Origin of the sequence: Acinetobacter sp. WU_MDCI_Abxc222 (assembly GCF_025514755.1) — a bacterium.
GTDB classification, from domain to species: domain Bacteria; phylum Pseudomonadota; class Gammaproteobacteria; order Pseudomonadales; family Moraxellaceae; genus Acinetobacter; species Acinetobacter geminorum.
Genome location: NZ_JAHPVG010000011.1, coordinates 1 through 15,846, shown reverse-complemented (window position 1 = coordinate 15,846; position 15,846 = coordinate 1). Strand labels below are relative to the sequence as shown.

General features: G+C 38.6%; 12 protein-coding genes and 2 tRNA genes. 5 read left to right on the top strand and 9 right to left on the bottom strand.

The window, feature by feature from the left end:
- Nucleotides 1-52 precede the first annotated feature (52 nt).
- From sbmA to KTJ10_RS14890, 6 genes are all read right to left on the bottom strand, one after another.
- Entirely contained in the window at nt 53-1,246 is a 1,194-nt protein-coding gene (gene sbmA / locus KTJ10_RS14915) for a peptide antibiotic transporter SbmA (RefSeq protein WP_262442343.1), read from the bottom strand.
- A 238-nt stretch (nt 1,247-1,484) separates the two neighbouring features.
- Nucleotides 1,485-2,720, bottom strand: a complete 1,236-nt coding sequence (locus KTJ10_RS14910) for a threonine ammonia-lyase (RefSeq protein ID WP_005064397.1) — start codon at nt 2,718-2,720, stop codon at nt 1,485-1,487.
- Nucleotides 2,721-2,923: 203 nt separating this feature from the next.
- The gene (locus KTJ10_RS14905) at nt 2,924-3,898 is read right to left on the bottom strand and encodes a patatin-like phospholipase family protein (RefSeq protein ID WP_033850753.1); all 975 of its coding nucleotides are present in this window, start codon (nt 3,896-3,898) and stop codon (nt 2,924-2,926) included.
- Nucleotides 3,899-4,068: 170 nt separating this feature from the next.
- Complete coding sequence (locus tag KTJ10_RS14900) at nt 4,069-5,544, bottom strand: alanine/glycine:cation symporter family protein (protein WP_005064394.1); 1,476 nt, start codon at nt 5,542-5,544, stop codon at nt 4,069-4,071.
- Nucleotides 5,545-5,643: 99 nt separating this feature from the next.
- Entirely contained in the window at nt 5,644-5,784 is a 141-nt protein-coding gene (locus tag KTJ10_RS14895) for a hypothetical protein (RefSeq protein WP_014207545.1), read from the bottom strand.
- 183 nt (nt 5,785-5,967) lie between these two features.
- Nucleotides 5,968-6,171 carry a hypothetical protein gene (locus tag KTJ10_RS14890; protein WP_199977929.1) on the bottom strand — a complete coding sequence of 68 codons (204 nt, stop codon included), beginning with the start codon at nt 6,169-6,171 and terminating at the stop codon, nt 5,968-5,970.
- A 511-nt stretch (nt 6,172-6,682) separates the two neighbouring features.
- On the opposite strand from KTJ10_RS14890, the gene KTJ10_RS14885 reads away from it, so the two are divergent.
- Nucleotides 6,683-7,390, top strand: coding sequence for a nitroreductase (locus KTJ10_RS14885; RefSeq protein WP_262442342.1), 708 nt, complete (start codon nt 6,683-6,685; stop codon nt 7,388-7,390).
- 25 nt (nt 7,391-7,415) lie between these two features.
- Here the strand turns inward: KTJ10_RS14885 and KTJ10_RS14880 are convergent, their stop codons facing one another.
- Nucleotides 7,416-8,630 carry a multidrug effflux MFS transporter gene (locus KTJ10_RS14880; RefSeq protein WP_111856208.1) on the bottom strand — a complete coding sequence of 405 codons (1,215 nt, stop codon included), beginning with the start codon at nt 8,628-8,630 and terminating at the stop codon, nt 7,416-7,418.
- 127 nt (nt 8,631-8,757) lie between these two features.
- On the opposite strand from KTJ10_RS14880, the gene yccS reads away from it, so the two are divergent.
- The 4 genes from yccS (at nt 8,758) to KTJ10_RS14860 (ending at nt 15,253) form a co-directional block, all read left to right on the top strand.
- Nucleotides 8,758-10,932 carry a YccS family putative transporter gene (gene yccS / locus KTJ10_RS14875; RefSeq protein WP_086265166.1) on the top strand — a complete coding sequence of 725 codons (2,175 nt, stop codon included), beginning with the start codon at nt 8,758-8,760 and terminating at the stop codon, nt 10,930-10,932.
- 100 nt (nt 10,933-11,032) lie between these two features.
- Nucleotides 11,033-11,608: an SdpI family protein gene (locus KTJ10_RS14870; RefSeq protein WP_086265167.1), complete on the top strand. Its 576-nt coding sequence runs from the start codon at nt 11,033-11,035 to the stop codon at nt 11,606-11,608.
- 155 nt (nt 11,609-11,763) lie between these two features.
- Complete coding sequence (locus tag KTJ10_RS14865; RefSeq protein ID WP_262442341.1) at nt 11,764-14,352, top strand: sulfite reductase flavoprotein subunit alpha; 2,589 nt, start codon at nt 11,764-11,766, stop codon at nt 14,350-14,352.
- Between the two features lie 115 nt (nt 14,353-14,467).
- Nucleotides 14,468-15,253, top strand: a complete 786-nt coding sequence (locus KTJ10_RS14860) for a YdcF family protein (RefSeq protein WP_262442340.1) — start codon at nt 14,468-14,470, stop codon at nt 15,251-15,253.
- Nucleotides 15,254-15,627: 374 nt separating this feature from the next.
- On the opposite strand, the gene KTJ10_RS14855 is transcribed toward KTJ10_RS14860, so the two are convergent.
- Nucleotides 15,628-15,703 (bottom strand) — tRNA-Val (locus tag KTJ10_RS14855).
- A 66-nt stretch (nt 15,704-15,769) separates the two neighbouring features.
- Nucleotides 15,770-15,846 (bottom strand) — tRNA-Asp (locus tag KTJ10_RS14850).

The following is a 15,846-nucleotide window of genomic DNA, read 5'->3' as shown; positions in this document are numbered from 1 at the left end:
CTAAAGATGCCTTGGCTTGAACCCAGGCATCTTACAGAGCGATGATTACTTTTTAATTTAAAATTTTCTCAAATATTCTTAAACGCTTATAAATTGAAAGCAGTTCAATAATCGTTTTCCATGAGCTAATTAAATATTGGAATGATTCACGGACTTTATCAAAAACATTACCTATTTGCGTAATTAAACCCAATGTCATTTTACCTGCGGCAATAGAAGGGAATAAAACAACTAGACTATATAAAATATCTAATTGGATATACCAAATACTAACTAAATTAAAATAAGAGTAATGCAGATATAAACGGAAATAATTGAGCCTAACACTTGAGAACAATTCTCTTAATGTTTTTGGCTGTGCACGTTCCTCATGATCCTCACCATAGACAAGTTCTTTACGATAGGCTGCTTCTACTTTTTGATTATTAAACTGTAAACCAGGTAATTTAATACCAACAACCATTAATAGAACAGTACCAAAAACAGCCCATACAATTGCAGCCCAGACCAATGAATGATCAATTTCACCTACAATAGGTAGCACTTTAACTTGTTTAGAAAGTTCAAAAAGAATAGGCAAAAAGGCAATTAAAACCATTATAGCCTTAACAAAATTCACTCCTAGATCTTCTAAAACAGAGGCGAAACGCATGGTATCTTCTTGAACACGCTGTGAAGCCCCCTCGATATGACGAAGCTTTTCCCAATGCTCTGTGTAATATTCATTCATTGCTGTACGCCAGCGGAATACATAATGACTAGCAAAAAAGGCATTAATAACAGCTAAAGTAACACCGACCATCGCAATTAAAAGAAATGTAACTGTTCCCATATAAAGTTTATTAATATCACCACCACCGTGATCTAACATACTTTGAATGAGATTATAAAAAGGCCCATACCATGCATTAACAGCTACACTAACCTGAACACCAAACCAAATATTAAATAAAATAAACGCCGAGCCCCACACAGACCAACGTTGCCAAGGGTTATTCGATATAGTCCTCCAGAAACCAGCAAAAAGCGCAGTAGAGACTAAAAACCAAACATAAAACCATAAGAAAGTTGGAGACCAAAAACGGCTCACACCTAATGGTGGTTGAACATCATGGTAGCCCTTAGCAAAGCCGATAAAAGTTCCCCATGTGTTTCCACCTGAGTACCAGAGCACCATATTGAGCGCGATCCAAATGACCGCAGATATAAAGAAATACCTTGGTGATGGAAAAAATGATTTGAACATTGAGCGTGGATATCCCTATATTTCTTCAAATTTACAATGAAAGGAATACTAAAACCTAAACCTTAAAATTGTGAAGGGTAAAGTTTAGAGAATTGTCAGTTTTTCCTATTCCATTGAAGGATTTGATCGTTTTTTTGTAAATTAATCCCTTTTTTGGCAATTTAATCCATTTAAATTACCTTGTCTATGACTCTTGATAGAGTCATAGACGGCTTTTATAACACAGTGATATCAGAGATTAAATCTCTTCCTTACGAACAATATAGCCTTCTAATTGCATTGCTTGAATAAGCAAATCTAGGTCCGAGGCACTTTTTAATTCGACATCAACGCTCACAGCGCTTTCTTTGGCACGGCTTGTTGCCGCAAAGCGTTCATGACGCAGCTCATAAATATTACCGCCCTGCTCAGCAATAATGGCTGTTAAACGAGCTAAGGCACCTGGATTGTCCGGTAATTCAACACGTATGCGCACCATACGGCCTGTTCGAGTTAAATGACGTTGCAACACAGAGACCATAACACGTGTATCAATATTGCCACCCGACAGCACCACGCCCAATTTATGACCTAAAAACAGATCAGGACGCGACATAATTGCAGCAATACCTGTCGCTCCTGCTCCTTCACATACTGTTTTTTCAATATTAAGTAATAGTGCAATCGCTTCTTCAATCATGTCTTCAGTGACAACAACAATGTCATCAACATATTCTTTAGCAACTTGGGTCGTAAGCTCACCTGGAGTTTTTACCGCAATACCCTCAGCAACCGTAGAGCCCATTGAAACCGCGTGCTGATAATTGCACAGTAGTTTTGCCATACTTGGGTATACAACCGATTGCACCCCAATAATTTTAATTTTTGGATTGATCGCTTTAGCAGCAATTGCAATACCAGAAATTAAACCACCACCACCAATTGGCACAACCAAAATATCCAGATCAGGCACAGCCGCAAGCATTTCAAGCGCAATGGTTCCCTGACCTGCAATAATTTCAGCATCATCAAATGGGTGGATAATCGTTAAAGATTCTTCTTGTGCAACACGGTGCATTTCAGCAGCAGCTTCCGAAAAGTCCTGCCCATGCAAAATAACGCGTGCACCATACTCACGTACTCGTTGTACCTTAACGTTTGGTGTCGATTTGGGCATCACAATGGTCGCGGTCACACCTGTCCGCTGAGCGTGGTAGGCTACACCTTGGGCGTGGTTGCCTGCCGAAGCTGCAATAACACCATGTTGCTTTTCTTGCTCAGATAAACACAACAGTTTATTTAGAGCCCCCCGCTCTTTAAATGAAGCTGTAAATTGTAAGTTTTCAAATTTCAACCACATCTCAGCCCCTAAGGTTTTAGAAATGGTTTCTGAGAAAACAAAGGGAGTTTTTACAACTAAACCTTCCAAACGCTCTGCGGCAGCATGAACATCATCTAATGTTGGAAAGCCATTTTTAACCTGTTGCTGTATCATTTATCCAGTCAGCCTCAATACACTACAAATCAATTATTTTTAAAAAACGGCAACAATATTTCATATTGACCATTAGAGTTTTCAGCATATCCAACATGTCTCTAATATACAAAAAATTTTATTCCAAAAATTGAAGATTTAGACTTCCATAAAAAAAGCCCTTTGTGGGCTTTTTATTTAATTTTCAGAATATTAACGTTTATTTATTGGCTTTGAGCACTCAAGCCTTCCGTAGACATATTGTGTTCAGCTATTTTTTCATCAATAGCAAACTGAATATCAGAAAGCTTGGCATTAGCTGCATCTATACCAGATTTCATAGTAGCTTCACGGCCTTTGACATCAAAAATATGTGCTTTTTCTCTTAAATCTGGCTGAATAACAACATCTGCATATTGCAATTCTTCTGCTGCCAAACGTCCTTGCATAATATTAATATTCTGATTAAACAGTCCCCAGACATTCGAAGTTTCTGTGTAAATAGGTTGAGCTAGAATGTCAACTGCAATAATGACATCAGCACCTAAATCACGAGCCACTTCAACTGGCACAGGACTCACTAAGCCGCCATCAACATATTCAGATTTACCAATTTTAGTCGGCACAAACATACTCGGAATCGAAGCAGAGGCTCTCACGGCTTGCCCAGTATTGCCGTAGTTAAATACGGTCTTAGTGCCATGCTTCAGTTCAGTTGCCACCACATACATTGGAATCTTCATTTTTTCGAGTGGCATATTATTTACTTGCTGGTTAACGTAATTCTCTACTTTTTTGCCATCAAAAAAGCCTTTTAAACCGATACTAATATCACGGACATCGCCAGCTTTCATTTTTAAGGCAGTATCACGCAGTTCAGCAGGTGTTTTACCACTCGCATAAATTGCCCCAACAATACTACCCGCACTCGTACCTACAATAAAATCTGGGCGAATACCATGTTGTTCTAAAACTTCAATCACCCCTATATGAGCATAACCTCGTGCCCCACCGCTACCCAATACAAGCGCAACAACAGGACGTTTTTGCATTTTTTTAATTCTTGCAAAAGGTTGATCGACAGGACGAGCATAAGCTTCTGTCGTTTGCGGTTTTAGAGCAGCAGACAAGTGTGTGGTGGTCTGGCATCCTGCCAATACCATAGAGAGTCCGAGAACCCACAATTTAAGCTGTTTCATGGCCCATCTTCGCACTATGAGGTTTAAGTTCGGATTGCAATTTTAGTTGCTACTTTCGTGAAAAGCTGTAGTGAATTTATTTAATTTGTCATGTTTAAAATTTAGACTCAAGTATTTTATTCATCACCTACATGAAAAAGGCCCCTTATGTATAAGAGGCCTTTTGAAACTTACCAGATATCTGAATCAACTTTTTTCTTCAATTCCGGATACTTGTCAATTTTAAACTCAGGCTCTTTGATGCCTCGTTTCAATTGCTCACGGTAATCTTTTAACAAAGTACGTGCCATTGGCGTTAACAGTAAGATCGCAATCAAGTTAATGGTTGCCATAATACCCATAAATAAGTCAGCCATAGACCAAACGAGTGGAACACTACCGATTGCACCGAAGTACACCATCACCAATACGAAAATACGGAAGATGAACATGACTTTCGGGTTGTTATTAATAAACTGTACATTACCTTCTGCATAGGCATAGTTACCTAGTACAGCTGAATAACAGAATAAGAATAATAGAACAGCTAGGAAATCAGATCCCCAATGCCCAACTTGAGTTTCTAAGGCACGTTGTGTTAATTCAACACCAACAAAACCTGCGTCTTGGTAAACGCCAGAAACTAAGATGATGATTGCGGTACTTGTACATACAATGAACGTATCTACGAATACACCAAGCATTTGTACTAAACCTTGGTTTACAGGATGTTTTACATCAGATGCAGCAGCTGCGTTTGGTGCAGAACCCATACCTGCTTCGTTTGAGAACAAACCACGCTTAATACCTTGCATCATTGCCATAGATACAGCAGCACCAAAGAAACCACCTGCCGCAGCATTGAATTGGAAAGCTTCAGTCACAATCAACTTTAAAATATCAGGCAAAATTGCATAGTTACTAATTGCAATATAGAGAGCAACGGCTAGATAAAGACCCGCTTTTAAAGGTACAAACATCTCCGCAAATTTAGCGATACGCTTAATACCACCAAAAATTGCCAATGCAACCATAACGACAAGCGCAAGGCCAACCCATGAAATTTCAAGATCAACCCCACCTAAATGAGCAATAAGATTGGCTTTATCCCAACCCCAAGCATGCGAAGAAGCATTAGCAATTGCATTAATTTGGACTGAGTTGAATACGAAACCATACGTAAAGATAAGTGCTAGTGCGAAAACCACACCAAAGGTTTTACTGCGTAAACCTTGGGTAATGTAGTAAGCTGGTCCACCGCGGAACTGTTTAGACTTGCTATCTCTAACTTTAAAAAGCTGAGCAAGTGTAGACTCAATAAAAGCAGAACTCATACCAAGTACAGCAGTTACCCACATCCAGAACACAGCACCAGGACCACCAATTGCGATCGCAATTGCCACACCTGCAATGTTACCCACCCCAACACGGCTCGCAAGACCCGTTACAAACGCTTGGAAAGGTGTAAGTCCATGCTCATCTTCGCCTTCTGTACGGCTGCTTTTCATGACACGGATACTTTGCAAGAACATGCGAATCTGCACTGCCCCTGTTAAGACCGTATAAAAAATACCGACAGCCAGCAAGAAAATAACCAGAAAATCCCATAAAGGATCATTAAAAAATTGTACCCACGACATCAGTGTGGCATTGAGTTGTTCATTCATACTCGGTCCGCTTACGTTCTTGCTAATGTGCTAATAGCACAAGCCAAAATACTGCAATAAACAAAAAAGCCCCTCAAAATAGGGACTTCTTCAGTACATTTAAGGAAAAACTTTTAATGTCACTTGAATAGCAATTAACGTCACAAGTTTAAGCAACATAATGCCCAGCACTAAGCCTTTGAAGGTCGCATGAGAGAAAGCACCCTTCAGATAAAATGAATTCATCGCACCACTGAACATATTCCCATTTAGGTGAACAGAATGCATCGACTCGGCTACAAACTTGGAAACTAACAAATGACCACCGCTAAATCAGCTCGCTTAATGATTCCCATCAATTAATCGAGTTATAAAAATCTGGATTTAAGCCAATAAGCATATTTACATATACTTGAGAGCGAATGTCTAAAATGGATATGAATTTCAAAGACTGTAACGAGCCATCGCCATAACGCGGCTATCTGCGCTCTTTTCCCTCTGATTGGAGAAGAGTGCATTTAGATCTGTACCAAGCTGTTGTATTTCTTGTGGCTCAGTAGTTGCGTGAGTTACGTTCATTTTCATGGTTGCAATGGTAATCGCCAATCCTTGTTTCATGAACTGCTTGTTGATGAGCGGTAAACTCATGTAAAGCTCCTTATTCCTCGTGTATTTCTCCATTTCTACATCCAAATCCTTTTTGTAAAGGGATTTTGTATGCAGCCATTTCTTTCCTAACATGAGTATGGAGAAATCATACCTGCGTAAAAAAGTCGGTATTATGCAGAAATTTAAAATTTTGTGTATGTTTTTCATTAAAATTTTATGTTATTTCAGATTGTTTTTTATCCAAAATCATCTGTTTTGTACTGTTTTTAAACATATTATACCTTTTTTTCAATTGAGTAATTTTTAATCCAACTGATGCTATAGATTTATTTTTATAGTCAAAAACATCATATTTTTTTGTCTATTTAGATCTAAAGTGGCATATTCACATTAGAGTTAATTAGACATCATGTCCAAACTAAACACATCATCATATCTTTAAGGATATCCCTTTTCTAATATTTTTTGCTTATAAATGAAGTACTTTCAAAACATGAAATTAAGCTTCAAAAAAGGTATTAAGTATTTAAGAAAAGATATAGGAGTACGCATGAATCTGGAACAAGTTCGTCTCGTTGATGAAGCTATCACTTCTCGACATTCTGTCCGCGCTTTTTTAAATACCCCAATTGAGCCAGAAGTCATTAAAGATATATTACAAGTCGCAAGTCGAGCACCTTCTGGAACAAATACTCAACCATGGAAAGTCTATGTGGTAACAGGCAATAAGCGTGATGAAATGGTAGAGCGTGTTTGTGCAGCACAAATTGAAGTTTCAAAAAACCCAGAGCTTGCAGAAAAATATAAAGAAACCTTTGCCTATTATCCTGAAAAATGGATATCGCCATTTATTGATCGCCGCCGTGAAAATGGTTGGGGACTCTATGGTCTACTCGAAATCAAAAAAGGCGAAAAAGAAAAAATGGCGGAACAGCAGTTACGTAATTTCAAACTGTTCGATGCTCCAGTCGGCCTTTTCTTTACTGTAAATAAAACAATGGGAATCGGGTCTAAAATGGATATCGCAATGATGATCCAGAACGTGATGGTCGCTGCTAAGGCACGTGGTTTAGATACATGCCCACAAGCAGCTTGGAACCATTTTCACCCTGTGGTTTTAGATATCTTGGGTGCATCAGATGAAGAAGAGCTCGTATGTGCAATTGCGTTAGGTCATGCTGATCCCAACCACATTGTAAATACCTTTATTACCCCTAGAGAACCAGTAGAAAATTTCGCAGTTTTTCTAGACAAATAATATATAAGTGGCCATTCTCTTAAAACTATGAGAATGGCTTTATTGCTACCTGTTTCGTCGCTTTTAATACGACAATAAAACCGCTTAGTGTAAATAACACCATCATCACGCCCATATTGAGCGACGCAGACCAAATCAGGAAGTTAAGAAGCACGCCACCTAACAGGCCACAAGCGAACTGCATACTTCCCATGATTGCACTCGCTGTCCCTGCGCGAGCGCCTTGTTTGGACATTGCCAACGCCATTGCATTTGGTCCTGTTAAACCAATCCCTGAAATCGCTAAAAATAGCCCTAACATAACAAGCCATAAAGGCGCTGCTGGGATTAAACCAGCAATCAGTACAATGCTTGCTCCTGTTACTTGTACCATTGAACCAGCTCTTAAACGTTTAGTGATTTCAACACGTGTTGTTAAGTGCTTATTTAAAGATGACATCAACATAATGCCAAAAGCATTTAGTCCAAATACATAAGCAAACTCTTGTTGATTTAGTCCGTACTGATCCATGAAAACTGCTGGTGCCGAGCTGATATAACAAAATAGCGCTGCTCCTGTTAAACACCCTGCAAACATAGGTAAACGGAAGCTCGTATCTTTGAAAATAGCCCCATAGAGGGTCACTACTTGATATGGTGAAAGCTTAAGCCTTTTATCAGTTGCTAAGGTCTCTTTAAAGAAGAAATGTACACACAACCAACATATAACGCCAACAATTGAAAGGGCAATAAAAATAGCTTGCCAAGGAAACCAGATTAAAATCCATGCTCCAATCATAGGTGCCAAAATTGGTGCAAGTCCCATTACAATCATCATGCTTGAAAAAGCTTGTGCCGAGCCTTGAACGTCTAATTTATCGCGTATTGCTGCACGAGCCATGACCACGCCAACACAACCGCCTAAAGCCTGCAAAATACGAGCAGCAATCAAGCCCCATTCATTTGTCGCCAATACGCAAAATAAGCTTGCGACTGCGTAAAGTGCGAGGCCAAAGTAAAGTGGTTTTTTTCTACCAATACGGTCGCTTAGAGGACCATAAACCAACTGCCCAACAGCTAAACCAAAAAAGTACGCTGGTAATGTATTTGCCACCATTTGCGTACTTACCCCAAAATCATGAGCCATTTGTGGCAAAGCAGGTAAGTACATATCGATGGATAATGGCCCTAAAGCCGTAAGCAAAGCGAGCAGCATAATCCAGCCAATAGAGTATTGACGCTGGGCTGTTTGTTCAGACATAACGATATTTCATTTTTCAATCATTTGCATACAGACAAGCTTACACTGTCTATCGTATGATTTGTGCAACATTGGTGTAGAAATACACAAATCCTTTATCACTCAGGTTGATCAGCAAGGACTTCCTTTGAAATCTTGGTTTAAACGCCTAAAAAGAGCGACTTATAACACAACATTTATGTATAACGTACGAATGCTGATAGCCTTTTCAGGAACTGCTTTCGTGCCTTATTTTTTAGGCTATCAATTAGCAACCATTCCACTCACTTTAGGTGTAGTCGCAGCAGGTTTAAGTGATATTGATGATCGCTTTTCCGTGCGAATCATGAACCTGATTTATACTTATATTGGGTTCTTCGTTACCGCTGCTTCCGTACAACTACTTTTCCCCTACCCCATGGCTTTTGCTTTAGGGTTAATTGCATCATGTATTGGCTGGATTTTACTTGGTTCATTAGGACGTCGTTACGCAACCATCTCTTATGGCTGTTTAGTCGTTTCAGTCTATACCATGCTAGGTGTTCACCTTTTTGATCATTGGTATATCCAACCTGCCCTTTTAGTTGCAGGTGCTGCATGGTATGGCCTCATTGCTACTATTAGCTTTTTATTATTTCCAGTTCGACAACTACAAGACAAACTGGCTGCGTCTTATGCATCTTTAGGTGATTTTCTTTTTGCAAAATCAAATTTGTTTGATGTAGATATGACTCCTGCTAGCTATCAGCAAAGCATGATTGAGTTGTCATTAGAAAATGGCAAATTAATTACGATTTTTAATGACTTAAAAACAGCTTTATTGACTCGTTTAAAAGGTGACCGTGGACAAAAAGATACACGTCGAAGCTTACATTATTATTTTGTCGCTCAAGACATTCATGAGCGTGCTGACTCAGCCCATATCGACTATCAAAAGTTAGCCAAAATTTTTCAGCACAGCGATATTTTATTTAGATTTCAACGAATTTTGGCAGTTCAAGGTAAAGCTTGCCAAGAGTTAAATGAATGTATTTTACAACGTAAACCCTATAAACATAACAAACGTTTCAAGCAGAGTTTTGAGAACTTAAGACTATCTTTAGAGAAGCTAAGACGTGATCAGCATTATGATCTTTTATGGGTAAATGCTCTTTTCGCTTTATACCAAAATTTAAAATCTATCGACTCTCAGTTACTTAACTTAGAAACGGAACAACACATTCAGTCTGATAAAGTTAAACAAGCAGAGAACCAGCTTAAAGATGATGATTTACAAGGATGGAATGATATTGTCATCCGAATAAAGCAAAATCTAACTCCCGAATCTGTACTCTTCCGCCATGCAATTCGCGTCTCGATTGTTCTTTTTATTGGATATGTGTTGATTCAAATGACCAATATTGAGTACGGCTATTGGATTATGCTTACAGCGCTATTTGTAAGCCAGCCTAACTTCAACGCAACCAAACGTCGCTTACGCTTACGAATTGTCGGAACATTAGTCGGAATTATTGTTGGTCTTACCATTGTATTTCTCGTGCCTTCCGTCGAAGGACAACTATTAATGCTAATCCTGAGCGGAGTACTGTTTTTTGAGTTACGCAGTAAGCAATATGCTCAAGCAACCGCATTTATCACTATTCTTGCATTAATTAACTTTAATCTAGACGGTTCAGCAATGGCTGCTGCTATTCCGCGATTTGTAGATACTTTAATTGGATGTGCTCTAGCTTGGTTTGGTGTGACATTTATTTGGCCTGACTGGAAATTCCGACGCTTACCTCGCAACATCAGACGTTCATTACAAGCTCAATGCAATTATTTAGCTGAAGTTGTTAAACAATATCATGAAGGCCGCAATCATGCGTTGAATTACCGTATTGTAAGACGAGCTGCACATAATACTGATGCCGAGGTTGCTTCGCTTATTTCAACTTTAGCGACAGAGCCTGACTTTGACCCAACCCGTAAATCAGATATTTTTGAATTTCTGTGTTTAAACCATACTTTTTTAAGTTATATCGCAGCACTAGGGGCACATCGAGAAAGCATTCAAGACCAAGCTGTTCTTAAACTTTTAGACCAAGCGCTGGACGACATTCAAGGTGCGTTATTGAGAGATGAGATGCCTGGTCTTACAGCACAAAATATGCTCCAAACGATACGTCAACGTTTGAGTCAAAATAATGAAGAGGACCAAAAATCACTCATTATCTTACAACAGCTATCACTCATGCTTAGTGTATTAAACCGTTTCAGTATGCTAAAACAACGCCTAAGTCATGATCTTGATAACGATGCCAGTGAGCTTGCATCGTTATAAATCTGAGTCGGAAATTAGCATGAAATTGGCATAATATCCTTTCCTGACTTATGCCAATTAATGCTAAACTTAAAACAGTTTACAATTTGTTATTTGCACTATGACCGCGAAAACTTTATACGCTTATACTCTTCAGCCTGTTCCCTATGACGTGTCAGAAGCTGAACAACGTCATGCACAGCTTCTTATCTGGCGCAGTACCAATAAAATCAGCACAAAAATCTGGGTAATTATGGGTGTGGTTTTAGCCCTAGCTATTTTAGGCCTTGTTTTTATCAAGAACTACTCTACTATTTTTTGCTGGGTTGCTATTGTCTGCGTAGTCCTTTACTACGTAGGACGTAAATACGGATTAGAATGGTACGTTAAACGCAAGATGAATGAATTTCCGGTACAGGAAATCAAAGGTATTCGTTTAGGTGTGCAACCTCATGGTATTGTGATGCGTCAACAAATGGGCTTACAAGAAGGCGTAGGTACTATTGGGTGGAAAAATATCTACGAATGGTACAATACACCTGATTTTATTTTGGTCAATTTCAAAGTAAAAGATCCAAAAGGCCAAGAACAACAAGGTGCTTATATTCTACCTAAGCGCATGGATTCGAAAAACTTCTCGTTCAACACAATTCGCACACACTTAAAAGAATCTGTAGGCGAACCAAAAACCTTGTAATTCTAGATTTTATAAAAAGCCTCCTCACGGAGGTTTTTTATTAAGCTAAAAATAAATGATAATGAAAATTAATATTATCTCCAAAATCCATATTATCTCCCCAATCTTCGGCTATACTTCGTTACAAGATCTCCATCATATTTACATTTTCGACCATGTTTAAAAAGATTTTATTTCAAATTCATTGGTTTCTGGGAATTACTGCTGGCCTCATCTTATCCATTATGGGTGTTACAGGTGCAATTTATTCTTATGATCAACAAATTTTAAAATGGGTGAATTCTGATAGTTATGTTGTTCAAGCTGAAAACACTCCTAAACTAACTCCTGCTCAGCTTTATCAGCATTTCAATACAACTCAGCCTGAAATCAAAATTAATAGCATTACGATTGCTAAGGACCCCACCTCTTCTTCTGTGGTAAACATTGAAAAAGAAGGTGAACGTCGTGGCTACAATATGATGGTTAACCCCTATAACGCTGAGGTTCTTCCAGATGTTAAAGGTCGAAAGTTATTGTTACTCATACAACAAATTCATCGTAATTTAACAGCCGGTGAAGTTGGTAAACAAATTACGGGTGCCTGCGCACTCATGTTAATTTACTTTGTACTTAGCGGTTTGTATTTACGCTGGCCTAAGAAGCATTCTGCTCGTCAATGGCTTGCCGTAAAACCAAAACTCAAAGACCGAAATTTTATTTGGGATCTACATGCTGTTGTTGGTACATGGGTCATTGTTTTTTACCTTCTTTTCGCATGTACAGGCCTATATTGGTCTTATGATTGGTGGCGTAGTGGCATGTTCAAAGTGATGGGAGTTGAACAGCCTAAACGACAAGATCATGGTGCCACTCCTCAAAATCAAAATCGAGGAATGCAGCAAGGCAAACAATCTGGCCGTAATAATGATAAAAAATCAGAGCCTCAATTAGATAATACACAGCTCATTACAGCACTTAATCAAACATGGAGCGGCTTCAATAGTCAAATCGGACGTGATTATTCGACACTAACATTAAGCTTACCGAAAAAAGATGATGGGAAAATTGAGTTAACCTTTGTCGATGCTATCCCACAACACGAACGTGCACGCAATCAAGCCATCTATAATTATCAAACTGGCAACATCGAAAAGATGGAGCTTTACGAAGACAAAAAGCTTAATCAAAAGATTATGAGCAGCATGTTACCAGTACACCGTGGTAGCTTCTTTGGACCAATTTATCAATTCGTTGCGATGCTTGCTTCTCTAGCAATGCCTTTGTTCTTGGTTACTGGGTGGATGCTTTACCTTAAACGTCGTAAACAGAAAAAATTAACACAGGCAGCTCGTCAGTCTTTAGCAGGACAATACATTGATCCAAATGCAAAGCCTTGGCTTATTACTTATGCAACTCAAACCGGCGTAGCTGAACAACTCGCTTGGAGTACGGCAACAAGTTTACAAGAGGCTCATCAACCTGTTCAGGTAAAACCTATACAGCAGCTAACACAAACTGATTTAGAACAACATCAACAGGTTTTATTTGTAATTAGTACTTATGGTACTGGTGATGCTCCTGATCTCGCTACAAGCTTTGCTAAGAAACTTTTAAAATTGAATGTGGACCTTAAGCACATCAACTATGCTGTTCTAGCTCTAGGCTCTAAAGAATATCCAGACACTTATTGTAGTTTTGGCCATGCAGTAGATGCTTGGCTTAAAGCAAATGGGGCCCATGCTCTCTTCAATACAATTGAAGTTGATAATGCAAACCCCTCGGATATTCAAAATTGGAATCAATCTCTCGCGAAGGCAACTAAATTAGATTTGCATGCTGTAAATCTGGAAAAAGTATTTGATAGTTGGACATTACAGCAACGTGACTTACTCAATCCAAATAGCTTAGGTCAGTCTGCTTATAATATTGAACTTAAAGCAAATCATGAAGCGATATGGCAAGCGGGTGATATTGCGGAAATACAGCCAGGCAATAGTGCTGAACGTATCCATGCTTTTTTGCAAAAGCATCATATTCTTAAAAATTCAAAAGTTGATTCATTACAGATTTCAATCGAAAAAGCGCTTTGGAATAAAGATTTAACTGGTGAAATTGAACCATTTGCCAATCTGGATCATTTATTAGAGCAGCTGCCTACTCTACCAACGCGAGAGTATTCGATTGCGAGCATTCCGTCTCAGCAAGTCCTTCGTTTGGTTGTACGCCAACAATATGATGCGTCTGGCAAATTAGGTTTAGGTTCGGGTTGGCTGACTCAACATACACAAGTTAATAATGAAATTGCTTTGCGTATTCGTACCAATGAATCATTCCATCTTATTGATGATAATCGCCCTATTATTTGTATTGGTAACGGAACTGGCATTGCTGGCTTAATGAGCCTATTACACACCCGTACACGTCATGATTACACTGAAAACTGGTTAATCTTTGGTGAACGTCAAAGAGCATGTGATTTCTTCTATGAATCAACTATTGAAGCATGGAAAACCACAGGAATGTTAAAGCGCCTCGATTTAGCATTTTCGAGAGATCAAGAACAACGCATGTATGTTCAGGATGTAATCCGTCAAAATGCAGCAGAATTAGTACGCTGGATAGAACGCGGTGCTGTTCTGTATGTATGCGGTAGTATTGATGGTATGGCAAGCGGAGTTGATCAAGCACTTATCGAAATTCTAGGTGAAGAACAGGTAGATGATTTAAGACAACAAGGCCGTTACCGCCGTGATGTTTATTAAAGATCAATAAAAACAAAAAACCGAGTAATAGCTTAAATGCTTTACTCGGTTTTTTATTGCATTCAGAATGATTTTGCATACACTGTCTGCAATTTAAATTGCAACTCTAAGCACAATGCAAGTCAGTAAGTGGATCCGTATTTTCCTAGCAATCATTGGTTCAATTTTATTTCTAGATGGATTAGTTCTAATTTGTCTCAATAAAATTAATGTAGGCACCGTTATTCCTTTAATTTTAGGTGCTTTCTTCTGCCTATATTCCTTATTTTATTATCATTTAGAACGCTTTTTCTTCTATCACTATCGCTTACACACACTTTGGCGTTTTGGATGGTTATGCTTCTGGATATGGTTAATTAGCTTAGGCTATTTTTTTAGCTTTATTAAAGAAAATAAAGATACTTCAAATAGTACCCCTCCAGTAAAAGCAATTATTGTCTTAGGAAGCGGTGTCGAGAATGGTCAGCCATCCGAAATTCTTGCAAAACGTTTAGATACAGCTGCCCCTTTAGCCCTAAAACAGCAGCAGGCACAGATTGTTTTAACAGGTGGTCTTGATTTTTCAGAAAAAGAAAGCGAAGCATTGGTTATGTCTCGTTATCTTGAACAAAAGTATCATATCGCAAGAGATCAAATGATCCTTGAAGATAAAAGCACCAGCACAGAGCTTAACTTAAAAAATAGTAAACCCTTATTAGAACAGCACCACTTTACCTTAGACCAGCCAATCGCTATTGTGACAAGTGATTTTCATATTCCTCGAGCAGTAGCAATTGCAAAAAAACAGGGCTATACCCAAGTTTATGGGGTAGCGGCCGAGACACCATTAGCTACTCGCTACAATGCATGGTTACGTGAATATTTCGCATATGCAAGTGGATGGCTTTTAAACGAATATTAAAAATAATTTAATAAAAAAACTGCTATTTAAAAAATAGCAGTTTTTTTATTTGTAAAAATATTGGTGATCGGTACAGATACAAAGCTGATATTAGCTAAAACTAGTAAATTACAGGCTAGATTCTTATCTTTTAGCACAAGTAACGCAATTTAATGAGAATGAGGAATCCTATCAAAAGCATGAAGAAACACTAATGTTAAAAACTAAAAAATAGCGATCACTAAAAAGAATAAATTAAAGATCTCAGGATTTTAATTTTAGAATAGAAAAGTTGTATCTACACTGAACCACATAGTAAATAAATTTACATGTAAGTATAGGATATTTATAGATTAATATGAGTTTAGGGGATTTTAAATTTCTGATAGAAATTATGGTGGGCGCTGACGGGATCGAACCGCCGACATTCTGCTTGTAAGGCAGACGCTCTACCAACTGAGCTAAGCGCCCTTAATAAGAAAAGATAACGAATGTATCTTTATACTTTACATTCTCTAGACAAGGGAATCAAGAGAATGGCGCAGCGGACGGGGCTCGAACCCGCGACCCCCGGCGTGACAGGCCGGTATTCTAACCAACTGAACTACCGCTGC

Excerpts from the sequence above, each read along its gene's own strand:
- sbmA (WP_262442343.1), bottom strand. The coding sequence starts at position 1,246 with ATGTTCAAATCATTTTTTCCATCACCAAGGTATTTCTTTATATCTGCG.
- KTJ10_RS14910 (WP_005064397.1), bottom strand. The coding sequence starts at position 2,720 with ATGATACAGCAACAGGTTAAAAATGGCTTTCCAACATTAGATGATGTT.
- KTJ10_RS14905 (WP_033850753.1), bottom strand. The coding sequence starts at position 3,898 with ATGAAACAGCTTAAATTGTGGGTTCTCGGACTCTCTATGGTATTGGCA.
- KTJ10_RS14900 (WP_005064394.1), bottom strand. The coding sequence starts at position 5,544 with ATGAATGAACAACTCAATGCCACACTGATGTCGTGGGTACAATTTTTT.
- KTJ10_RS14895 (WP_014207545.1), bottom strand. The coding sequence starts at position 5,784 with ATGTTCAGTGGTGCGATGAATTCATTTTATCTGAAGGGTGCTTTCTCT.
- KTJ10_RS14890 (WP_199977929.1), bottom strand. The coding sequence starts at position 6,171 with ATGAGTTTACCGCTCATCAACAAGCAGTTCATGAAACAAGGATTGGCG.
- KTJ10_RS14885 (WP_262442342.1), top strand. The coding sequence starts at position 6,683 with ATGAATCTGGAACAAGTTCGTCTCGTTGATGAAGCTATCACTTCTCGA.
- KTJ10_RS14880 (WP_111856208.1), bottom strand. The coding sequence starts at position 8,630 with ATGTCTGAACAAACAGCCCAGCGTCAATACTCTATTGGCTGGATTATG.
- KTJ10_RS14870 (WP_086265167.1), top strand. The coding sequence starts at position 11,033 with ATGACCGCGAAAACTTTATACGCTTATACTCTTCAGCCTGTTCCCTAT.
- KTJ10_RS14865 (WP_262442341.1), top strand. The coding sequence starts at position 11,764 with ATGTTTAAAAAGATTTTATTTCAAATTCATTGGTTTCTGGGAATTACT.
- KTJ10_RS14860 (WP_262442340.1), top strand. The coding sequence starts at position 14,468 with ATGCAAGTCAGTAAGTGGATCCGTATTTTCCTAGCAATCATTGGTTCA.